This window comes from Streptomyces sp. NPDC047022, assembly GCF_040644155.1.
In the GTDB taxonomy this organism is placed as follows: domain Bacteria; phylum Actinomycetota; class Actinomycetes; order Streptomycetales; family Streptomycetaceae; genus Streptomyces.
On the sequence record NZ_JBEYVV010000007.1, the window covers coordinates 137808 to 157171 of the forward strand.

The window sequence follows — 19364 nt, forward strand, 5'->3', positions numbered from 1 at the left end:
TTCTCATGCTCCGGGCCGGTTCCTACTTGGCGGTATCGGCGATCAGGCGTTCGACGGCCTCGACGGCCTCGCCGATGGCGCCCGGGTTCTGGCCGCCGCCCTGGGCGACGTCCGGCTTGCCGCCACCGCCGCCGCCGAGGGTCTTGGCCGCCGTGCGCACCAGGTCTCCGGCCTTGAGTCCGCGCTCGCGGGCGGCCTCGTTGGTGGCGATGACCGTCAGCGGCTTGCCGTTGTTGACCGTGAACAGGGCCACCACGGCGGCCCGGCCACCCTGGATACGACCCCGCACATCGAGGACCAGCTTGCGTAGGTCGTCCGGCGTGGTGCCGTCCGGAACCCGGCCCGTGACCACGGCCACACCCTGGACGTCCTTGGCGGACCCGGCCAGACCCGCGGCGGCCTGGAGCACCTTCTCCGCGCGGAACCGCTCGATCTCCTTCTCGGCGTCCTTCAGCTTGCCGAGCATCGAGGAGACCCTCTCCGGCAGCTCCTCCGGACGGCCCTTCAGCAGCTCGGTCAGCTGGTTGACCACCGTGTGCTCGCGGGCCAGGAAGTTGTAGGCGTCCACACCGACCAGGGCCTCGATACGACGGACACCGGAGCCGATGGAGGACTCGCCGAGCAGCTTCACCAGGCCCAGCTGGGCGGTGTTGTGCACATGTGTGCCGCCGCACAGCTCCTTGGAGAAGTCGCCGATGGTCACGACACGGACCCGCTCACCGTACTTCTCACCGAACTCGGCGATGGCGCCCTGCTTCTTCGCCTCGTCGATCCCCATGACCTCGGCCCGCACGTCCAGGTCCCGGGCGAGCACCTCGTTGATCTTCTGCTCGACGTCCGTCATCACCGCCGTCGGCACGGCGGACGGGGAGCCGAAGTCGAAGCGGAACCGGCCCGGCTGGTTCTCCGAACCGGCCTGGGCGGCCGTCGGGCCGAGCGCGTCACGCAGGGACTGGTGCGTCAGGTGCGTGGCCGAGTGGGCACGGGCGATGGCCTTGCGGCGCCCGGCGTCGATCGTGGCGTGGGCCTTGGCGCCGACGGTCACCTCGCCCACCTGGACGACACCCTTGTGGACGTACACGCCCGGAACCGGCTTCTGGCAGTCGCGGATCTCGATCACCGCACCGGAGTCGGCCTTGATCCGGCCCGTGTCGCCGATCTGGCCGCCGCCCTCGGCATAGAACGGGGTACGGTCCAGGACGATCTCGACCTCATCGCCCTCCGTGGCGGCCGGGGAGGAGACACCGTCCACGAGGAGACCGACGATCGTCGACTCGCCCTCCGTGTCCGTGTAGCCGATGAAGTCGGTCTCGCCGGCGGCGTCGGCGATCTCGCGGTAGGCGCCCATGTCGGCGTGGCCGGTCTTCTTGGCCTGGGCATCGGCCTTGGCGCGCTCCCGCTGCTCCTTCATCAGGCGGCGGAAGCCGTCCTCGTCCACGCTCAGGCCCTGCTCGGCGGCCATCTCCAGCGTGAGATCGATCGGGAAGCCCCATGTGTCGTGGAGCAGGAACGCCTTGTCGCCCGACAGGACGGTCCGGCCGGCGGCCTTGGTCTCCGTCACGGCCGTGTCGAGGATGTTCGTGCCGCCCTTGAGGGCCTTGAGGAACGCGGCCTCCTCGGCGAGGGCGACCGTCTCGATGCGCCCCCGGTCGGTGACCAGCTCGGAGTACTGCCGGCCCATCGTCTCGATGACGACGTTGAGCAGGTCGGCCACGACCGGGCCGGTGGCGCCCAGGATCCGCATGTTGCGGATGGCGCGGCGCATGATGCGGCGCAGGACGTATCCGCGGCCCTCGTTGCCCGGGGTGACACCGTCGCCGATGAGCATGGTCGAGGTCCGCATGTGGTCGGCGACGACGCGGAGCGCGACGTCCGAGTCGTGCTTGTCGCCGTAGCGGACGCCGGTCAGCTCGGTGGCCTTGTCGATGACGACGCGCAGGGTGTCCGTCTCGTACATGTTCTGCACGCCCTGCAGAATCATGGCGAGGCGCTCCAGGCCGAGGCCCGTGTCGATGTTCTTGCTCGGCAGGTCGCCGAGGATCTCGAAGTCCTCCTTGCCGATGCCCTCGCCGCGCTCGTACTGCATGAAGACCAGGTTCCAGATCTCCACGTACCGCTCGTCGTTGACGGCCGGGCCGCCCTCGACGCCGAACTCAGGACCACGGTCATAGTTGATCTCGGAGCACGGGCCGCACGGACCGGGCACGCCCATGGACCAGAAGTTGTCCTTCTTGCCCAGACGCTGGATGCGCTCGGCGGGGACGCCGATGACGTCCTTCCAGATCTGCTCGGCCTCGTCGTCGTCCTGGTAGACGGTGATCCACAGCTTCTCCGGCTCAAGGCCGTAACCGCCCTTGTCCTGGGACGTGGTGAGCAGCTCCCAGGCCAGCTTGATGGCGCCTTCCTTGAAGTAGTCACCGAAGGAGAAGTTGCCGCACATCTGGAAGAAGGTGCCGTGCCGCGTGGTCTTGCCGACCTCTTCGATGTCCGGCGTACGGACGCACTTCTGGACCGAAGTGGCGCGCGGCGCGGGCGGCTTGGCCTCACCCAGGAAGTAGGGCTTGAAGGGCACCATTCCCGCCGGGACGAGCAGCAGAGTCGGGTCGTCCGCGATGAGCGACGCCGAGGGCACGACCTTGTGGCCACGCTCCTCGAAGAAGCTCAGCCAGCGACGGCGGATTTCAGCCGACTCCATCAGTGGTCCTCATTCCGGTTGTACGAGTACGTCGAGCTGTCGATGTGCTTCGGGCTGTTGCGGTTCTCGATGGCGGCGTGGCGCCGGGGTGCGGGGATCTCGCGGTCGTCGACGGGCGCGTTCAGGCCGAGCGCGTCGTCGAGTTCCGCCTCCCGCTGGGCCATGCCGGCGCGGACGTCGGACGCGAAGTCCAGCGCCCGGTCCTTCATCCGGTGCCCCGCGTCGAGTGCCTTGTTCGCCGCCTGCACGGCGAGGTTCTCGGGGGTCAGCTGCCTCAGTTTGCGGTTGACCTTGGTGGTGGCCCACACACCGGCGGCCACGCCCGTGGTGAACCAGAACGTACGGCGGAACATCTCTCGGTCAGTCTCTCTCTTCCCGGGTGTTCCGCGTCCTCCGTCGCGGGGACGGGACGGTGCGGCCCACGATGACGGTACGCCGGGGCGCCTTGGCGGGCGTGCTGTCGCGGCGGCCGGCGATCGCCCGGCGCACTCCGTAGCCGAACGCCGCGACCTTGACCAGGGGGCCGCCGAAGGTGGAGGCGACGGTGGTCGACAGCGCCGACGCGTTCGACGTCACTTCCTGGACGTCGGAGGCGATGGCGTCGACCCGGTCGATCTGGGTCTGCGCGGAACGCACCGCGGTGGAGGCGTCCGCCAGCAGGGGGACGGCCTGGTCGGTCACTTCCGCCACCAGCTTGGTCGTCGCCTTGAGCGTCTGGGCCAGCCTCACCAGCGCGAGAGCGAGGAAGGAGACCAGGATCGCCCAGAAGACGGCCACGAGAATCCCGGCAACCTCTCCACCGGACACCGTGCGCACCCGCTCCCTGGAACGTGTCTGAACATCAGAACGCCCTGAACACCAGAGCGTGTCTGAACATCGAAAAGTCGTCTCCCGAGCCTATCGCGCCACAGGGGCCGGTCCGTACCCGAATAACCGGCCTGAGACCGGGAAATGCGTCAGCCCGCCGGCTCGCCGCCCGGAAGGGCGGGGAGACGGCGGGCTGAGGCGTGGGAAGTCCCGTGTCCGCTGGGAAAGTGATCAGCGGGCGTAGTACTCGACGACGAGCTGCTCGTCGCAGATGACCGGGATCTCCTTGCGGTTCGGCTCACGGTCCAGGCGGAACGCCAGGGCCTTGAGGTTCACCTGGAGGTAGCGCGGGGTCTCACCCTCGGGGGCGAAGCCACCCTCGCGGGCGACCTGGAAGAGGGTCTTCTCGCGGCTGCGCTCGCGGACCATCACGACGTCGTCGGGACGGACGCGGAACGACGGCTTGTCGACCTTCTGGCCGTTGACCTCGATGTGACCGTGAACGACCATCTGGCGGGCCTGGTAGATCGTGCGGGCGATGCCCGAACGCAGGACCAGGGCGTCGAGACGGCGCTCCAGCTCGATGATCAGGGCCTCACCGGTCTTGCCCTGGACCTTGGAGGCACGCTCGTAGGCGCGGACGAGCTGGCGCTCGGACACGTCGTACTGCGCGCGCAGACGCTGCTTCTCGAGCAGACGGACCTTGTAGTCCGAGTTCTGCTTGCGGCCACGGCCGTGCTCACCCGGCGGGTAGGGGCGGGCCTCGAAGTACTTGACGGCCTTCGGGGTCAGCGCGATACCGAGGGCACGCGACTTCTTGACCTTGGGGCGGGACTGGTTCGCCATGAACCAAACACCTCATGTTTCTGATGCGAATACGGCTTCACCAGGGTTAGGGGAGGTCGCATCCGCAGCCGGGGAAACCCTGCGGGTCCGCGTGGGACCTGCCGGGCAGCCGCTCCCTGGTCTGGGCACATACGTGCAGCACGCGAGTGGCCCACCGACCCGTACCCCGGCGCCGCCGGGGAGGTGGTGGGCTGCCCGCGACACCGTTCGACGGTGCGCGACGCTCCTGGATCCCCGTGCCGCGAGCGGCGGCGGGGTTCCGGCTGGTTGTCCCGTTCTGGTGGTGCCGGCCGGGGCCGGACACGGGACTCAGCGCTTCGAGGAAGTCTACAGGGTGGCTACGACTGCCTCCGACCGAGGTGCTTGCGGGTCCATTCCACGGCGTCCGCGTACCGCGCCTCCGCGCCGTGCCGGGTCGGTGTGTAGTACTCGCGGTCCCCCAGCGCGTCCGGGGCGTACTGCTGGGCGGCGATGCCCTCGGGCAGATCGTGCGGGTACACATACCCCTGTGCGTGGCCGAGCTTGGCGGCGCCCTTGTAGTGCCCGTCGCGCAGATGCGGGGGCACAGGTCCCGCGAGCCCCTTGCGGACGTCCTCCATGGCCGCGCCGATCGCCGTCGTCGCCGCGTTGGACTTGGGGGCCAGGGCCAGGGCGATGGTGGCGTGGCTGAGGGTGAGGGCGGCCTCGGGGAAACCGATCATCGCGACGGCCTGGGCGGCGGCGACGGCTGTCGGCAGCGCGTGCGGATCGGCGAGACCGATGTCCTCGCTCGCGGAGATCATCAGACGGCGCGCGATGAAGCGGGGGTCCTCCCCCGCCTCGATCATCCGGGCCAGGTAGTGCAGGGCCGCGTCGACATCGGAGCCGCGGATGGACTTGATCAGTGCGCTCGCCACGTCGTAGTGCTGGTCGCCGTCCCGGTCGTACTTCACCGCGGCGCGGTCGACCGTCTCCTCCAGGGTGGCGAGAGAGATCTCCGTCTCGTCCTTGTCGAGCGCGGCTCCGGCCGCGGCCTCCAGGGCGGTGAGGGCGCGGCGGGCGTCACCGCCGGCGATCCTCAGCAGATGGTCCTCGGCGTCCTCGGGAAGGGTGACGGCGCCGCCGAGGCCGCGCTCGCCGGTCAGGGCCCGGCGCAGCAGTCCGCGCACGTCCTCGTCCGTGAGCGGTTCGAGGGTGAGCAGCAGGGAGCGGGAGAGCAGCGGGGAGATCACCGAGAAGTACGGGTTCTCGGTGGTCGCGGCGATCAGGGTCACCCAGCGGTTCTCGACGGCCGGGAGCAGGGAGTCCTGCTGGGCCTTGCTGAAGCGGTGGATCTCGTCCAGGAAGAGGACGGTCTCCTTGCCGTAGCCCCCGGTGGCGCGGCGGGCACCGTCGATGACAGCGCGGACCTCCTTCACCCCCGCGGTGATCGCCGACAGCTCCACGAACCGCTTGTCGGTGGCCTTCGAGACGACGTACGCCAGCGTGGTCTTGCCGGTGCCGGGCGGGCCCCAGAGGATCACCGAGGAGGGACCGGCGGGGCCGCCGTGGCCCTCGCCGACCAGTCTGCGCAGCGGAGAGCCCGGCTTGAGCAGGTGCTGCTGGCCCACCACCTCGTCGAGGGTGCGCGGGCGCATGCGAACGGCCAGGGGGCTGCCGGTCGGGTCCTTCTCCTGGCGTTCCTCTGCGGCGGCGGTGAACAGGTCGGGCTCCACGCTGAAACCCTATGTCACCCCACTGACAACGCCGCCGGGCCCGGTGGACAGCGCCTCCGGGCCCGGCAGCGGCCGTCGGGTCAGGCCCAGAGGCTGGCGCCCCAGCGGGTCAGGATCAGCATGGCGATGATGCCGACGTGGGTGACCGGGAGGACCCAGGTGAACTCCCGGAGGAAGTTCTTCACCGGGCGCGGGGCGGGCAGGAAGTCGTTGCGCACGTTGAACGAGGTCACGTACCAGAACATGGTGATGGTGGCGACCCAGGCCAGCGAGCACCACAGGCACAGGGCATTGATCCGGTACAGCGACTCGAACTGGAGCCAGGTGACGAAGCCGACGCCGAAGAGCGTGCCGAAGTTGAAGGTCAGCCAGTACCAGCGCGGGAAGCGGGCGTGGGCGAGCAGGCTCATGCCGACGCAGATGACGATCCCGTAGCAGACGAGGCCGAGCATCGGGTTGGGGAACCCGAAGGCGGCGGCCTGCTTGCTCTCCATCACGTTGCCGCAGGAAATGATCGGGTTGATGCTGCAGCTGGGGGTGAACGTCTTGCCGCTCACCTTGCCCTCGAGGATCTTGAACTTGTCGAGCGTGATGACCCACGCTGCCAGCAGACCGGCCGCACCGGTGATCACCAGCAACAGGGCGAACGCACGGCTGCCTCCCACCGTCCCGGACACGTCGGTGCGGTCCGGCTCGGTCGACTCGGTGGAGACGTCCTTCACTGTCGTCTTGCTCATCACGTCGATTCCGATACTTGAGAGTGGACGTGCGGTCAGTGGTCATTGTGCCGCACCAGCGTGCTTGTCCACCGTTCGATGGACATAAGCAGGTACGCACGGTCGTCCCTGAGCGTTCGTTTCTGGCCCAGGCTCGTGGTCATGAGCACAGACGCGAACGGACTCGCGGTCGACGTACGGGGGCTGCGCAAGCAGTACGGCGACATGACCGCGGTCGACGGAATCGATCTCGAGATCCGGCGGGGTGAGGTGTTCGGCCTGCTGGGGCCCAACGGCGCCGGCAAGAGCACCACCGTGGAGATCCTTCAGGGCAACCGCGAACGGGACGGGGGCGAGGTGTCCGTGCTGGGTACCGACCCTGCGCACGGCACGCGCGCATGGCGCTCGAAAGTCGGCATCGTCTGGCAGGACGAATCGGCGCCCGCCGAGTTGACGGTCCGCGAAACGGTGCGGCATTTCGCCCGCTACTATCCGCGCCCGCGCGATCCCGAGCGGGTCATCGCCCAGGTGGGCCTTGAGGCGAAGGCGGACAGCCGGGTCAAGGCGCTCTCCGGGGGCCAGCGCCGTCGCCTGGACGTGGCGCTCGGCGTGATCGGCGACCCGGAGCTGCTGCTCCTGGACGAACCCACGACCGGCTTCGACCCGGCGGCCCGGCACCAGTTCTGGGACCTGATCCGCGCGCTCGCAGACGAGGGCACGACCATCCTGCTGACCACGCACTATCTGCAGGAGGCGGAGGCTCTGGCGGACCGGCTCGCGGTCGTCACCAGGGGCCGTGTGGCCGCCGGGGGCACCCCTGCGCAGCTGCGGGACCGGTTCGGCAGCCAGGCCACCGTCGAGTGGACGGAGCCGGACGGCACCCCGCGCAGCGAACGCACCGCGACGCCGACCCGGACGGTCGCCGAGCTGACCCGTCGCTTCGACGGAGAGATTCCAGGGCTGCTGGTCAGCCGCCCCACCCTGGAGGACGTGTACCTGCGGCTGACCGGACAGGCCGGGGCGACCGGGGCGACCGGGGCAAGCGCACAGGGGGACGCACGATGACGACGACGGCTGTACGGACCCGCTCCGGGGCCCCGGCGAGGCGGCTGCCGAGCGCCTGGGTGCTCGGGCTGCACCGGGGGGCCCTGGAGATCAAGCAGTTCTTCCGCCAGAAGGATCAGGTGATCTTCACCTTCTCCTTCCCGGTGGTCTTCCTGTTCCTGTTCGCGTCGATCTTCCACGACGCCGTGCGCGGCACCGGCGTCACCGCCTCCCAGCTGTACGTCCCCGCCATGATGGCGTCGGGGATCATGTCGACGAGCTTCCAGTCCCTCGGCATCTCCATCGCGGTGGAACGCGACGAGAGGGTGCTGAGGAGGCTGCGCGGCACTCCCATGCCGCCGGCGGCCTACTTCCTGGGGAAGATCTGGCTGGTCCTGTTCACCGGCGTCCTGGAGACGGCGATCCTTCTGCTCGTCGGCACCACGGTGTACGGCGTGGATCTTCCGTCGGACGCCCAGAAGTGGTTCGACTTCGGCTGGATCTTCGTGCTGGGCCTGACGGGGTGCGCGCTGCTCGGCATCGCGATCAGCTCCGTGCCCCGCTCCGCCAAGAGCGCCAGTTCCGTCGTCGTCCTGCCCTTCCTCGTCCTGCAGTTCATCTCGGGTGTGTACATCTCGGTGGGCAGCATCCCGGACTGGATGCTGAACATCGGGGCGCTGTTCCCGCTGAAGTGGCTGTGCCAGGGGCTGCGGGGCGTGTTCCTGCCCGACTCGGCACGGGTCCTGGAACAGGCCGGGAGCTGGGAGTTCGGAAAGGTCGCCCTGGTGCTCGCGGCCTGGGCCGTCGGAGGATTGGTGCTGTGTCTGCTGACGTTTCGCTGGAAGGCCCGGCGCGACGGATGACGGAACCCGGCAGGGCGCGCGGCGCGCATGCCTGGGACCGCTCGATCCGGCTCTGGGACCTGTACTTCGCCCTCGCCTGGGGGGCCACCCTCGTGTTCGTGCTCGGCGCGGAGCACCCGGGGTGGCCCGTCCGGGTCGTCGCGGCCGGACTGCTCGTACCGCTCGTCCCCTGGTACGCGGCGGTGGGGCGCGGGCTGATCCAGGAGGACCCCTCCAGCGAACGCCGGGCGCTGTGGTACCTCGGCGGAACGCTGGCGTTCTTCCTGCCGGCGGCGGTACTCGCCGGCGAGACACAGCTGATGGCCTTCGCGCTCATCCCCCAGTGCTTCATGGCGCTGCCCATGCGCCGGGCGCTGGCCGCCGTCGCGGTCATCAACATCGCACCGGCCGCGGGCTGGGCGCTGCTGTGGCGGCCGAGCGCGGAGGATCTCTTCTCCAACGCGCTCTTCACGCTGGTGACCTTCGTCTTCTCCGTGGTCATCGGCAGCTGGATCATCCGGATCATCGAGCAGAGCACGGAGCGCGCCGAACTGATCGCGGAGCTGGAGAGCAGCCGCCACGAGATCTCCCGTCTCTCGGCCGCGCACGGGGCGCTCGCCGAGCGGGAGCGGCTCTCCCGGGAGATCCACGACACGCTGGCGCAGGGCTTCACCAGCCTGCTGATGCTGGTCCAGGCGGTGGAGGCGGAGCTGGACGACGACGTGGCCCAGGCCCGGCGCCATCTGGCCCTGATGGCCGAGACCGCCCGGCAGAACCTCGCCGAGGCGCGTGCCCTGGTGGCGGGTGGCGCGCCCGCGGACCTCGACGGGGCATCGCTGCCCGACGCGCTGCGACGGCTGGCGGCACGGCATGACGCGCTCCTGGAGGTCACGGGTCCGGTGCGCGCGCTGCCCGCCGGGCCGGAGGTGGTGACGCTGCGCGCCTGCCAGGAGGCACTGGCCAATACCCGTAAGCACGCCGGGAGCTCCGCCTCCGTCGCCATCACGCTGGAGTACGCCGAGGACGTGCTGACCGTCGCCGTGCGGGACGACGGCCGCGGCTTCGACCCGGCCGTCCCGTCCGGCGGCTACGGTCTGACCGGGCTGCGGGCCCGGGCCGCGGAGGTGGGCGGCACGGCGAGTGTCCGCAGCGCCCCGGGCGAGGGCACGACCGTCACCGTCCGGCTGCCCGTCCTGCCTGTTCCCGGGGGTACCTCATGATCCGGATCGTCCTCGCCGACGACCATCCCGTCGTACGCGAGGGGCTGCGCGCGATGCTGAACGCCGAACCCGACCTGGAGGTCGTCGGCGACGCGTCGAGCGGACCGCGGGCGGAGGCGCTGGCGGCCGAGCTGCGGCCGGACATCGTGCTGATGGATCTGCGGATGCCGGGCGGCGGGGGTGTCGACTCGATCGTACGGATGACGGCGGCCGGGCTGCCGTCCCGCGTGATCGTGCTGACGACGTACGAGACGGACCGGGACATCCTGCGCGCGGTCGAGGCCGGGGCCGCGGGTTATCTGCTCAAGGACCTCCCGCGGGCGGAGCTGGCGGACGCGGTACGGGCCGCGGCGCGTGGCGAGACCGTGCTGGCGCCTTCGGTCGCGGCCCGCCTGGTCGACCAGTTGCGGACCAGGCCGCAGCGCCCTCGTCTGTCGGAACGCGAGACGGCGGTGCTGCGCCTGGTGGCCGACGGCTGCACCAACGCCGAGATCGGGCGGCGGCTGTTCATCGGGGAGTCGACCGTCAAGACCCATCTGCTGCGGGTCTTCGGGAAGCTCGGCGTGGATGACCGTACGGCGGCGGTCACCAGTGCCATGCGCCACGGCCTCCTCGATCAATGACGCAGGGGGCAAAGACAGGCGGTATCGACGGCACTGGGCCCCGGGTCGCCGACCCGGGGCCCAGTGCGCTGCGTCAGCCGAGCCGCGACTCCAGCTCCGCCACGATCTCGTTCACTCCGATCGCGGTCTGCTCGCCGGACTCCATGTCCTTGAGCTGGACGACTCCCTCGGCGAGGTCGCGTTCGCCGGCGACCAGCGCGAAGCGTGCGCCGGACCTGTTGGCGGCCTTCATCGCCGCCTTGAGTCCCTTGCCGCCGTACGAGAAGTCCGCCGCGACGCCCACCTTGCGCAGTTCCGTGACCTTGGCGAACAGGACGCGGCGGGCCTCCTCGCCCAGCGGGACCGCGAACACGCTGGTGATCGCCGGGAGTTCGAGCTCGATCCCCTCGGCCTCCAGGGCCAGAACCGTGCGGTCGACGCCCAGCGCCCAGCCCACGGACGGCAGCGCGGGGCCGCCGATCATCTCCGACAGCCCGTCGTAACGGCCGCCGCCGCCCACCGCGGACTGCGAGCCCAGACCGTCGTGCACGAACTCGAAGGTCGTACGCGTGTAGTAGTCCAGGCCGCGCACCAGCTTCGGGTCGTCCTCGAAGGACACGCCCGCCGCCGTGATCAGTTCGCGGACCTCCTCGTGGAACACCTTGCACGCGTCGCACAGGTAGTCGCGCAGCAGCGGGACACCCGTCAGCTGCTTCTGGACCGACTCCCGCTTGTCGTCGAGCACCCGCAGCGGGTTGATGTCGACGCGGCGGCGCGTGTCCTCGTCCAGGTCCAGGCCGCGCAGGAAGTCCTGGAGGGCGGCGCGGTAGACCGGGCGGCACTCCTTGTCGCCGAGGCTGTTCAGCAGGATGCGGAAGTCACGCAGACCGAGCGAGCGGTACGCCTGGTCCGCCAGGATGATCAGTTCGGCGTCGAGCGCCGGGTCCTCGGCGCCGATCGCCTCGGCGCCGACCTGCGAGAAGTGGCGGTAGCGGCCCTTCTGCGGGCGCTCGTAGCGGTACTGAGAGCCCGAGTACCAGACCTTCACCGGCAGGTTTCCGGCCTTGTGCAGGTTCGCCTCGAGCACCGCGCGCAGCACGGGAGCGGTCGTCTCGGGACGCAGGGCCAGTCTGTCGCCGCCCTTGGTCTCGAAGACGTACATCTCCTTGGTCACGATGTCGGTGGACTCGCCCACGCCGCGCGCGAAGAGCTCGACGTTCTCGAAGCCGGGCGTCTCGATGTAGCCGTAGCCGGAGTTGCGCAGCGGGGCCGCGATCGCCTCGCGCACGGCGAGGAACGCGGCGGACTCGGGCGGAAGGAGGTCGTACGTGCCCTTGGGGGCCTTGAAGGTGCTCACGGAAGGTCTCTCGTCACATTCCTCGTCGGGGAGCGGGCTGGGCTCCCTGGCCGGCGGCCACCTGCCGCAGATACGGGTTGGTGGCGCGCTCCTGGCCGATGGTCGTCTGGGGGCCGTGGCCGGACAGCACCACGGTCGAGTCGTCGAGCGGCAGGCACACGCGGGCCAGCGAGTCGAGCATCTCGGCCATGTCACCGCCGGGCAGGTCGGTGCGTCCGATGGAGCCGGCGAACAGAAGGTCGCCCGAGAAGAAGACCGGCGGGATGTCCGCCGCCTCGGGCATGCCGAAGGTCACCGACCCCTTGGTATGGCCGGGCGCATGGGCGACGGTCAGCTCCAGACCGGCCAGCTCCAGCTTCGCGCCGTCGGTCAGCACTCTGACGTCGTCCGGCTCCCCCACGGTCAGCTCGCCCAGCAACGGCATCCCGATGGAACGCCCGAGGGCCTTCTCCGGGTCGCTCATCATGTACCGGTCCTCGGGGTGGATCCACGCCGGTACGTCGTGTGCGCCGCACACGGGGACGACCGAGGCCACATGGTCGATGTGGCCATGGGTGAGGACGACCGCCACGGGCTTGAGCCGATGCTTTCTGACCGCGTCCTCGACTCCCTGGGCGGCCTGGTGGCCCGGGTCGATGATGACGCACTCCTCACCCGCGGAGGGGGCGACCAGGTAGCAGTTGGTCCCCCAGGCCCCAGCGGGGAACCCGGCAATCAGCACGATCGTCCTTCGTTGTGTCGTCGGGGGTGACTGTCTGTGGGACAGAGCCTACCGGCGATGCTGATTCCTCAGCGAACCCATATACGGTACGGGTCACGCGCCTGCGATCAGCACGACACACGCACGCGCACCAGTCCGCGTACGAGACGCATGAGGAGAAGACTCCGTGGTCAGCCAGGAACAGCGGCGGCGACAGCTCGCCCGAGAGAAGTTCTTGCGGCAGCAGCAGCGGCGTGCACAGGCGCGGAACCGGGCACGCGTGCGCAGTTCCGTGATCGCCTCGGTCCTCGGCCTGGCCGTGGCGGGCGGCCTGGTGCTCTACACGACGGGGGTGTTCGCCGGCGACAACAAGGAGGCGGCGTGCGGGACGCCCGCCTCGGGCTCGGTCAAGCCGCTGCAGTGGAAGACAGAGCCGGCGATGACCATCGACAAGTCGGCGAAGTACACGATGAAGCTGTCGACCACCTGCGGTGACATCGACTTCGAGATGAAGACGGCCGCAGCCCCGCACACCGTGAACTCGTTCGATTTCCTGGCGGGTCAGGGCTTCTTCGACCACACCAAGTGCCACCGGCTCACCGACCAGGGCATCTATGTGCTGCAGTGCGGCGACCCGAAGGGCACGGGAATGGGCGGGCCCGGCTACACGATTCCCGACGAGAACCTGAAGGACAAGAGCCTCAAGGGGAACGTGTATCCGGCGGGCACGGTCGCGATGGCGAACATCGGGAAGCCGCACACAGGTGGCAGCCAGTTCTTCCTGGTCTACCAGGACAGTCAGTTGCCGCCCATGTACACACCGTTCGGAACGATCTCGGACGACGGCATGAAGGTGCTGAAGAAGATCGCGGCGCAGGGCGCCCAGCCCCAGGACCCCACCACGGGCAACACCGCGCCGAAGGCGAACGTGGTGATCAACAAGGCGACGGTGACGAAGTCCTGACCGCCGGGCAGGTCCCGGGACGGCGAGCAGGGAAATTTCGGTCGCGCTGGATGCGGACAGCCCGCCCGCCGTTCGCCTATGTTGGCCGTGACGAAACTGTGGACGATGCCCGGGGGTGCTGAGGCCCCCCGCAGGCATCATGTGGAGGAGGCGCTGTGAGCAGCGACCCGTGGGGCCGCGTCGACGAGACGGGGACTGTGTACGTGCGGACGGCCGACGGCGAGCAGGTCGTCGGTTCCTGGCAGGCCGGCTCCCCCGAGGAGGCGCTGGCCTACTTCGAGCGCAAGTACGAGGGCCTGGTGGTCGAGATCGGCCTCCTCGAGAAGCGGGTGCAGACCACCGACCTGTCGGCGAAGGACGCCCAGGTGGCGATCGGCCATCTGCGTGAGCAGGTCGACGCGCATCACGCGGTCGGCGATCTGGCCGCGCTGCGGGCCCGCCTGGACAAGCTCGTGGAGAACGTCGACGCGCGCCGCGAGGAGCGCAGGGCGCAGCGGGCCAAGCAGTCCGACGAGTCGCGACACGCCAAGGAGGCGCTGGTCACCGAGGCGGAGGAGCTGGCGCAGTCGGACCAGTGGCGGGCCGCCGGTGAGCGGCTGCGGTCGCTGGTGGACACCTGGAAGGGGCTGCCCCGGCTCGACCGCAAGTCGGACGACGAGCTGTGGCACCGCTTCTCGCATGCCCGGTCGGCGTTCTCCAAGCGGCGCAAGGCGCACTTCGCGCAGCTCGACTCGCAGCGCGAGGACGCCCGCAAGGCGAAGGAGAAGCTGGTCGCCGAGGCCGAGGCGCTGTCGGGCTCGGCGGACTGGGGCCCGACGGCCGCCCGCTACCGGGAGCTGATGGCCGAGTGGAAGGCCGTCGGCCGGGCCCAGCGCGAGCACGAGGACGACCTGTGGAACCGCTTCCGCGGCGCCCAGGACGTGTTCTTCGCGGCGCGTGGCTCGGTGTTCGCGGAGCGCGACGCCGAGCAGGCCGAGAACCTGAAGCTCAAGGAGGAACTGGCGGAGGAGGCGGAGAAGCTTCTGCCGATCACGGACCTCAAGGCCGCCCGGGCCGCCTTCCGCTCGATCAACGAGCGCTGGGAGGCCATCGGCCATGTGCCGCGGGACGCGCGCCCCAAGGTCGAGGGCCGGATGCACGCGGTCGACCGGGCGCTCCAGGATGCCGAGGAGTCCGAGTGGCGCCGTACGAACCCGGAGGCGCGGGCGCGCGCCGAGGGGCTCACCGGCCAGCTGCAGACGGCTGTGGACAAGCTGAGGGCCCAGATCGACCAGGCGCGGGCCGGGGGCAACGACGCGAAGGCCGACAAGCTGGAGAAGGAGCTGGCGGGCCGCCAGGCCCTTCTGGACCAGGCGCTGAAGGGGCTGCAGGAGTTCGGCGGCTGACCTGACGCGAAGGCTCAGACGGAAGGGGCTCCCGCACACGGTGTGTGCGGGAGCCCCTTCCGTCTTGACGGGTACGCGGATCAGGGCCGCGGCAACCAGCGCCAAACGAAAGACCCTAGGACGGCCTGCGGGCCGAGGTCACGCGGTAGACGTCGTAGACGCCTTCCACGCCCCGAACCGCCTTCAGCACATGTCCCAGGTGCTTCGGGTCGCCCATCTCGAAGGTGAACCTGGAGGTGGCGACGCGGTCGCGGGAGGTCTGGACCGCGGCCGAGAGGATGTTGACATGCTGGTCCGACAGGACCCGGGTCACGTCCGACAGCAGCCGGGAGCGGTCGAGGGCCTCGACCTGGATCGCGACCAGGAAGACCGAGGACTGCGTCGGGGCCCACTCCACGTCGAGGATGCGCTCGGGTTCGCGTGACAGCGACTCCACGTTCACGCAGTCCGTGCGGTGGACCGAAACTCCACTGCCCCGGGTGACGAAGCCGATGATGGGGTCACCGGGTACGGGGGTGCAGCAGCGGGCCAGCTTGACCCAGACGTCCTCGACGCCCTTGACCACGACGCCGGGGTCCTGGTTGCGGCGCCGCTTGCGGGCGCGGCCCCGGGCGGGCGGTACGGCCTCGTCGATCTCCTCGGTGGCCGCCTCCTCGCCGCCGAGCGCCTGCACCAGCTTCTGCACGACGTTCTGCGCGGCCACATGGCCCTCGCCGATCGCGGCGTACAGGGACGAGATGTCCGGGTAGCGCATCTCGTGTGCCAGGGTGACGAGCGAGTCGCCGGTGAGGATGCGCTGGATCGGCAGGTTCTGCTTGCGCATGGCCCGTGCGATGGAGTCCTTGCCCTGCTCGATGGCCTCCTCGCGGCGCTCCTTGGAGAACCACGCCCGGATCTTGTTGCGGGCGCGCGGCGACTTGACGAAGCCGAGCCAGTCGCGGGACGGTCCCGCGCCGGGGGCCTTGGAGGTGAAGACCTCCACCAAGTCACCGTTGTCCAGGTTGGATTCGAGGGGTACGAGCCTGCCGTTGACCCTGGCCCCGATGGTCCGGTGGCCGACCTCCGTGTGGACCGCGTACGCGAAGTCCACCGGGGTGGCGCCGGCGGGCAGCGCTATGACGTCGCCCTTCGGGGTGAAGACGAAGACCTCGTTGCGGGACAGGTCGAACCGCAGGGACTCCAGGAACTCGCTCGGGTCCTCGGTCTCCTTCTGCCAGTCCAGCAACTGGCGCAGCCACGCCATGTCGTTGACGGCGTCCTTGTCCTTGGCGTTCGAACGAGGCGCGTCGGTACGGACCTTGGAGGCACCCGCGACGGCCTCCTGCTTGTACTTCCAGTGCGCGGCGATGCCGTACTCGGCCCGGCGGTGCATGTCGAACGTGCGGATCTGGAGTTCGACGGGCTTGCCGTTGGGACCGATCACCGTCGTGTGCAGCGACTGGTACATGTTGAACTTGGGCATCGCGATGTAGTCCTTGAACCGCCCCGGAACCGGGTTCCAGCGGGCGTGGACCGTGCCCAGCGCGGCGTAGCAGTCCCGCACCGTGTCCACGAGGACGCGGATGCCCACCAGGTCGTAGATCTCCGCGAAGTCGCGGCCACGGACGATCATCTTCTGGTAGACGCTGTAGTAGTGCTTGGGGCGGCCGGTGACGGTCGCCTTGATACGGGCGGCGCGCAGATCGGCCTGGACCTCGTCGGTCACTATGGCCAGGTACTCGTCACGCTTCGGTGCCCTCTCGGCCACCAGACGTACGATCTCGTCGTACATCTTGGGGTAGAGGATCGCGAAGGCGAGATCCTCCAGCTCCCACTTGATGGTGTTCATGCCCAGCCGATGGGCGAGCGGCGCGTAGATCTCCAGCGTCTCGCGCGCCTTCTTCTCCTGCTTCTCACGCTTGAGGTAGCGCATGGTGCGCATGTTGTGCAGCCGGTCGGCGAGCTTGATGACCAGGACGCGCGGGTCCTTGGCCATGGCTACGACCATCTTGCGCACGGTCTCCGCCTGGGCGGCCTCGCCGAACTTGACCTTGTCCAGCTTGGTGACGCCGTCCACGAGCAGCGCGACGGTGTCGCCGAAGTCGCGGCGCAGCTGCTCCAGGCCGTACTCGGTGTCCTCGACGGTGTCGTGCAGCAGGCCCGCCATCAGGGTGGCCGGGTCCATGCCCAGCTCGGCGAGGATGGTGGTCACCGCGAGCGGGTGCGTGATGTAGGGGTCGCCGCTCTTGCGCTTCTGGCCGCGGTGCCAGCGCTCGGCCACCTGGTAGGCGCGCTCGATCTGGCGCAGCGTGGAGTTCTCGATCTTCGGGTCGTTGCTGCGCACTATCCGCAGCAGCGGCTCGAGGACCGGGTTGTACGGGTTGGCGCGCTGGACGCCCAGCCGGGCGAGGCGGGCGCGGACGCGGTTGGAGGAGCCGGAGCGCGCCGACGTTGCCGGGGCGGGCCGGACCGCCTGATGGCGCTCGGGGGCCGGCTTGGGGCGCGGCTTGTCCACCGCGTGGTCGACGGGCGCCGACTGGGCATGCTCGACTCCCGCGTCCGGTGCGTTCTTCGCGCTGCGCGCGGGAGTGGCCGCGGCCTTCGACGACGGGTCGGGCTTTGCGGCGGTCAGTGGCTGGGCCTCGTCTGGCAACAGGGCTCCTCTTGCGCGATCCGGGTCCCCCGGTCAGGCTCCGGAGACCCCATGGTAGCGATCCCGGGCTCCGGGCTCGCCTTCAGGCCGTCTGTACGGTCTTCAACAGGACAAACGCACGAGGCGGGCACCGGATTCCTCCGATGCCCGCCTCGCGGTGTACTGCGTCTTTCAGCGGCCTTGCGCGGCGGTTGCGCGCAGGCGCCTCAGACCTTGAGCAGGGCCTCCAGGGGTGCCCCCTCCAGAGCCGGTTCCAGGCGGGCGCGCCCGCCGAGGAAGCCCAGCTCCATGAGCACGGAGACCCCGGCGACCGCGGCGCCCGCCCGGCGGATGAGCCGGAGCGAGGCCTCGGCGGTGCCGCCGGTGGCGAGGACGTCGTCGACGACCATCACACGGTCGCCCGCGGTCAGGTCCTCGGCGTGCACCTCGATCTCCGCCGAGCCGTACTCCAGGTCGTACGCCTGGCTGAGGGTGGCTCCGGGGAGCTTGCCCGCCTTGCGCACCGGGACGAAGCCGACGCCCGCGCGGACGGCGGCCGGGGCGCCGAGGATGAAACCCCGGGCCTCCAGGCCGACGATCTTCGTCGCGCCGTGCCGCACGGTCAGCTCCGCGAGCGCTTCCGTGAGCGCCGCGAACGCCGCCGGGTCCGCGAGCAGCGGGGTGATGTCCTTGAACATCACCCCGGGCTCCGGGTGGTCGGGAACGTCGCGGATACGGCTGAGCAGGAGGGCCTGTATGTCGCTCATCGGCGCTTCCCGGAGGGTCGGCCACGGCCGCGGTTGCGGGACGAGGGCTGGTTGCGCGGGCCCACGACCGCGGGCGCCGCGTCCTGCGGGTCCTCGTCCTCCGCCGTGCCGGTGGCCCGTGCCTCGGCGAGGTTGCCCTCCGCGCCGCCCTGGGCACGCTTGGCCAGGACACGCTTCTTGAGGGCCTTGAACTGCGGCTCGCGCTCCTTGAGATCGGCGACCAGCGGCGTCGCGATGAAGATCGAGGAGTACGCGCCGGCCGCGAGGCCGACGAACAGCGACAGCGAGATGTCGTTCAGGGTGCCGGCGCCGAGGAAGCCGCCGCCGATGAACAGCAGGCCGGCGACCGGCAGCAGCGCGACCACGGTGGTGTTGATGGACCGGACCAGGGTGCCGTTGATCGAGCGGTTGGCGATCTCGCTGTACGTCCAGCGGGTCTGCTTGGTCAGATCCTTCGTCTGCTCCTTGAGGCTGTCGAAGACGACGACCGTGTCGTAGAGCGAGTAACCGAGGATCGTGAGCAGACCGATGACCGTACCGGGCGTCACCTCGAAGCCGACCAGGGCGTAGATACCGGTCGTGATGGTGATGTCGTGGATCAGCGCGACCAGGGCCGCGAGCGCCATGCGCCACTCGAAGGCGATCGCCAGGTAGATCACCACGAGCACCATGAAGATCGCCAGGCCCTCCCAGGCCTTGCCGGCGATCTCTTCACCCCAGCTGGGGCCCACCAGATCGGCGTTGATCGACTCGGCGGGGACCTTCAGGTCCTTGGCGAGGCTCGCCTTGATCTGGTCGGACTTGCTGGTGTCGATGCCCGCGATCTGGATACGCAGACCGCCCGTGCCGAGCTTCTGCACGACCGCCTGGTGTCCCGAGGCCGCCTGGGCGTAGGTCCCGGCCTGCGCCACGGAGACGCTGGTCTTCGGGGTGGTGAAGTCCGCGCCGCCCTGGAACTCGATGCCCATGTTCAGACCGCGCACCGTCAGGCCGAGGATGGCCGTGATGGTGATCAGGATGGAGACGCCGTACCAGATCTTGCGCTTGCCGACGAAGTCGTAGCCGACCTCGCCTCGGTGGAGCCTGGCGCCGAGGTTGCCGAGCTTCGACATCT

17 protein-coding genes are annotated in these 19364 nt (G+C 69.7%); 6 read left to right on the forward strand and 11 right to left on the reverse strand.

The features are described from left to right. Positions 1 to 22 precede the first annotated feature (22 nt). From alaS to ABZ845_RS10960, 6 genes are all read right to left on the reverse strand, one after another. Positions 23 to 2695: an alanine--tRNA ligase gene (alaS, locus tag ABZ845_RS10935; protein WP_360976145.1), complete on the reverse strand. Its 2673-nt coding sequence runs from the start codon at positions 2693 to 2695 to the stop codon at positions 23 to 25. After that, positions 2695 to 3048 (reverse strand): hypothetical protein, encoded by a 354-nt coding sequence (locus ABZ845_RS10940; protein WP_360976148.1) that lies wholly within the window; start codon positions 3046 to 3048, stop codon positions 2695 to 2697. Before ABZ845_RS10940 ends, alaS begins: the two co-directional genes overlap by 1 nt. A 7-nt stretch (positions 3049 to 3055) precedes the next feature. Beyond that, the gene (locus ABZ845_RS10945; RefSeq protein ID WP_360976151.1) at positions 3056 to 3511 is read right to left on the reverse strand and encodes a DUF948 domain-containing protein; all 456 of its coding nucleotides are present in this window, start codon (positions 3509 to 3511) and stop codon (positions 3056 to 3058) included. Positions 3512 to 3733: 222 nt separating this feature from the next. Beyond that, a complete protein-coding gene (gene rpsD / locus ABZ845_RS10950; protein ID WP_360976154.1) occupies positions 3734 to 4348 on the reverse strand; it encodes a 30S ribosomal protein S4 in 615 nt (204 codons plus the stop codon). A 338-nt stretch (positions 4349 to 4686) separates the two neighbouring features. Then, on the reverse strand, positions 4687 to 6042 hold the full coding sequence (locus ABZ845_RS10955) for a replication-associated recombination protein A (RefSeq protein ID WP_360976157.1): 1356 nt from the start codon (positions 6040 to 6042) through the stop codon (positions 4687 to 4689). A gap of 80 nt (positions 6043 to 6122) precedes the next feature. Next, the gene (locus ABZ845_RS10960; protein ID WP_360976160.1) at positions 6123 to 6779 is read right to left on the reverse strand and encodes a vitamin K epoxide reductase family protein; all 657 of its coding nucleotides are present in this window, start codon (positions 6777 to 6779) and stop codon (positions 6123 to 6125) included. Between the two features lie 141 nt (positions 6780 to 6920). Here ABZ845_RS10960 and ABZ845_RS10965 point away from each other — a divergent pair, with 141 nt between their 5' ends. From ABZ845_RS10965 to ABZ845_RS10980, 4 genes are read left to right on the forward strand one after another with little or no spacing between them, the layout of a single operon-like run. Beyond that, a complete protein-coding gene (locus ABZ845_RS10965; protein ID WP_360976163.1) occupies positions 6921 to 7823 on the forward strand; it encodes an ABC transporter ATP-binding protein in 903 nt (300 codons plus the stop codon). Continuing rightward, on the forward strand, positions 7820 to 8665 hold the full coding sequence (locus tag ABZ845_RS10970; RefSeq protein WP_360976166.1) for an ABC transporter permease: 846 nt from the start codon (positions 7820 to 7822) through the stop codon (positions 8663 to 8665). The genes ABZ845_RS10965 and ABZ845_RS10970 overlap by 4 nt, the downstream gene beginning before the upstream one ends. Next, the gene (locus tag ABZ845_RS10975; RefSeq protein ID WP_360976428.1) at positions 8662 to 9864 is read left to right on the forward strand and encodes a sensor histidine kinase; all 1203 of its coding nucleotides are present in this window, start codon (positions 8662 to 8664) and stop codon (positions 9862 to 9864) included. Before ABZ845_RS10970 ends, ABZ845_RS10975 begins: the two co-directional genes overlap by 4 nt. Next, positions 9861 to 10487, forward strand: coding sequence for a response regulator transcription factor (locus ABZ845_RS10980; RefSeq protein WP_360976169.1), 627 nt, complete (start codon positions 9861 to 9863; stop codon positions 10485 to 10487). The genes ABZ845_RS10975 and ABZ845_RS10980 overlap by 4 nt, the downstream gene beginning before the upstream one ends. Positions 10488 to 10560: 73 nt before the next feature. On the opposite strand, the gene hisS is transcribed toward ABZ845_RS10980, so the two are convergent. Continuing rightward, positions 10561 to 11823, reverse strand: a complete 1263-nt coding sequence (gene hisS / locus ABZ845_RS10985; RefSeq protein WP_360976172.1) for a histidine--tRNA ligase — start codon at positions 11821 to 11823, stop codon at positions 10561 to 10563. A 13-nt stretch (positions 11824 to 11836) separates the two neighbouring features. Further along, positions 11837 to 12544, reverse strand: coding sequence for an MBL fold metallo-hydrolase (locus ABZ845_RS10990; RefSeq protein WP_360976175.1), 708 nt, complete (start codon positions 12542 to 12544; stop codon positions 11837 to 11839). Positions 12545 to 12710: 166 nt separating this feature from the next. Between ABZ845_RS10990 and ABZ845_RS10995 the strand changes: the two genes are divergently transcribed. After that, positions 12711 to 13487, forward strand: coding sequence for a peptidylprolyl isomerase (locus ABZ845_RS10995; protein ID WP_360976178.1), 777 nt, complete (start codon positions 12711 to 12713; stop codon positions 13485 to 13487). 155 nt (positions 13488 to 13642) lie between these two features. Beyond that, on the forward strand, positions 13643 to 14872 hold the full coding sequence (locus tag ABZ845_RS11000; protein WP_360976181.1) for a DUF349 domain-containing protein: 1230 nt from the start codon (positions 13643 to 13645) through the stop codon (positions 14870 to 14872). Between the two features lie 115 nt (positions 14873 to 14987). Here the strand turns inward: ABZ845_RS11000 and ABZ845_RS11005 are convergent, their stop codons facing one another. From ABZ845_RS11005 to secF, 3 genes are all read right to left on the reverse strand, one after another. Next, the gene (locus tag ABZ845_RS11005) at positions 14988 to 17504 is read right to left on the reverse strand and encodes a RelA/SpoT family protein (RefSeq protein ID WP_360976184.1); all 2517 of its coding nucleotides are present in this window, start codon (positions 17502 to 17504) and stop codon (positions 14988 to 14990) included. A 206-nt stretch (positions 17505 to 17710) separates the two neighbouring features. After that, entirely contained in the window at positions 17711 to 18250 is a 540-nt protein-coding gene (locus ABZ845_RS11010) for an adenine phosphoribosyltransferase (RefSeq protein ID WP_360976187.1), read from the reverse strand. After that, positions 18247 to 19362, reverse strand: a complete 1116-nt coding sequence (gene secF, locus ABZ845_RS11015; RefSeq protein WP_360976190.1) for a protein translocase subunit SecF — start codon at positions 19360 to 19362, stop codon at positions 18247 to 18249. Before secF ends, ABZ845_RS11010 begins: the two co-directional genes overlap by 4 nt. Positions 19363 to 19364 lie beyond the last annotated feature (2 nt).

Excerpts from the sequence above, each read along its gene's own strand:
- alaS (WP_360976145.1), bottom strand. The coding sequence starts at position 2,695 with ATGGAGTCGGCTGAAATCCGCCGTCGCTGGCTGAGCTTCTTCGAGGAG.
- ABZ845_RS10940 (WP_360976148.1), bottom strand. The coding sequence starts at position 3,048 with ATGTTCCGCCGTACGTTCTGGTTCACCACGGGCGTGGCCGCCGGTGTG.
- rpsD (WP_360976154.1), bottom strand. The coding sequence starts at position 4,348 with ATGGCGAACCAGTCCCGCCCCAAGGTCAAGAAGTCGCGTGCCCTCGGT.
- ABZ845_RS10960 (WP_360976160.1), bottom strand. The coding sequence starts at position 6,779 with ATGAGCAAGACGACAGTGAAGGACGTCTCCACCGAGTCGACCGAGCCG.
- ABZ845_RS10965 (WP_360976163.1), top strand. The coding sequence starts at position 6,921 with ATGAGCACAGACGCGAACGGACTCGCGGTCGACGTACGGGGGCTGCGC.
- ABZ845_RS10970 (WP_360976166.1), top strand. The coding sequence starts at position 7,820 with ATGACGACGACGGCTGTACGGACCCGCTCCGGGGCCCCGGCGAGGCGG.
- ABZ845_RS10975 (WP_360976428.1), top strand. The coding sequence starts at position 8,662 with ATGACGGAACCCGGCAGGGCGCGCGGCGCGCATGCCTGGGACCGCTCG.
- ABZ845_RS10980 (WP_360976169.1), top strand. The coding sequence starts at position 9,861 with ATGATCCGGATCGTCCTCGCCGACGACCATCCCGTCGTACGCGAGGGG.
- ABZ845_RS11010 (WP_360976187.1), bottom strand. The coding sequence starts at position 18,250 with ATGAGCGACATACAGGCCCTCCTGCTCAGCCGTATCCGCGACGTTCCC.
- secF (WP_360976190.1), bottom strand. The coding sequence starts at position 19,362 with ATGTCGAAGCTCGGCAACCTCGGCGCCAGGCTCCACCGAGGCGAGGTC.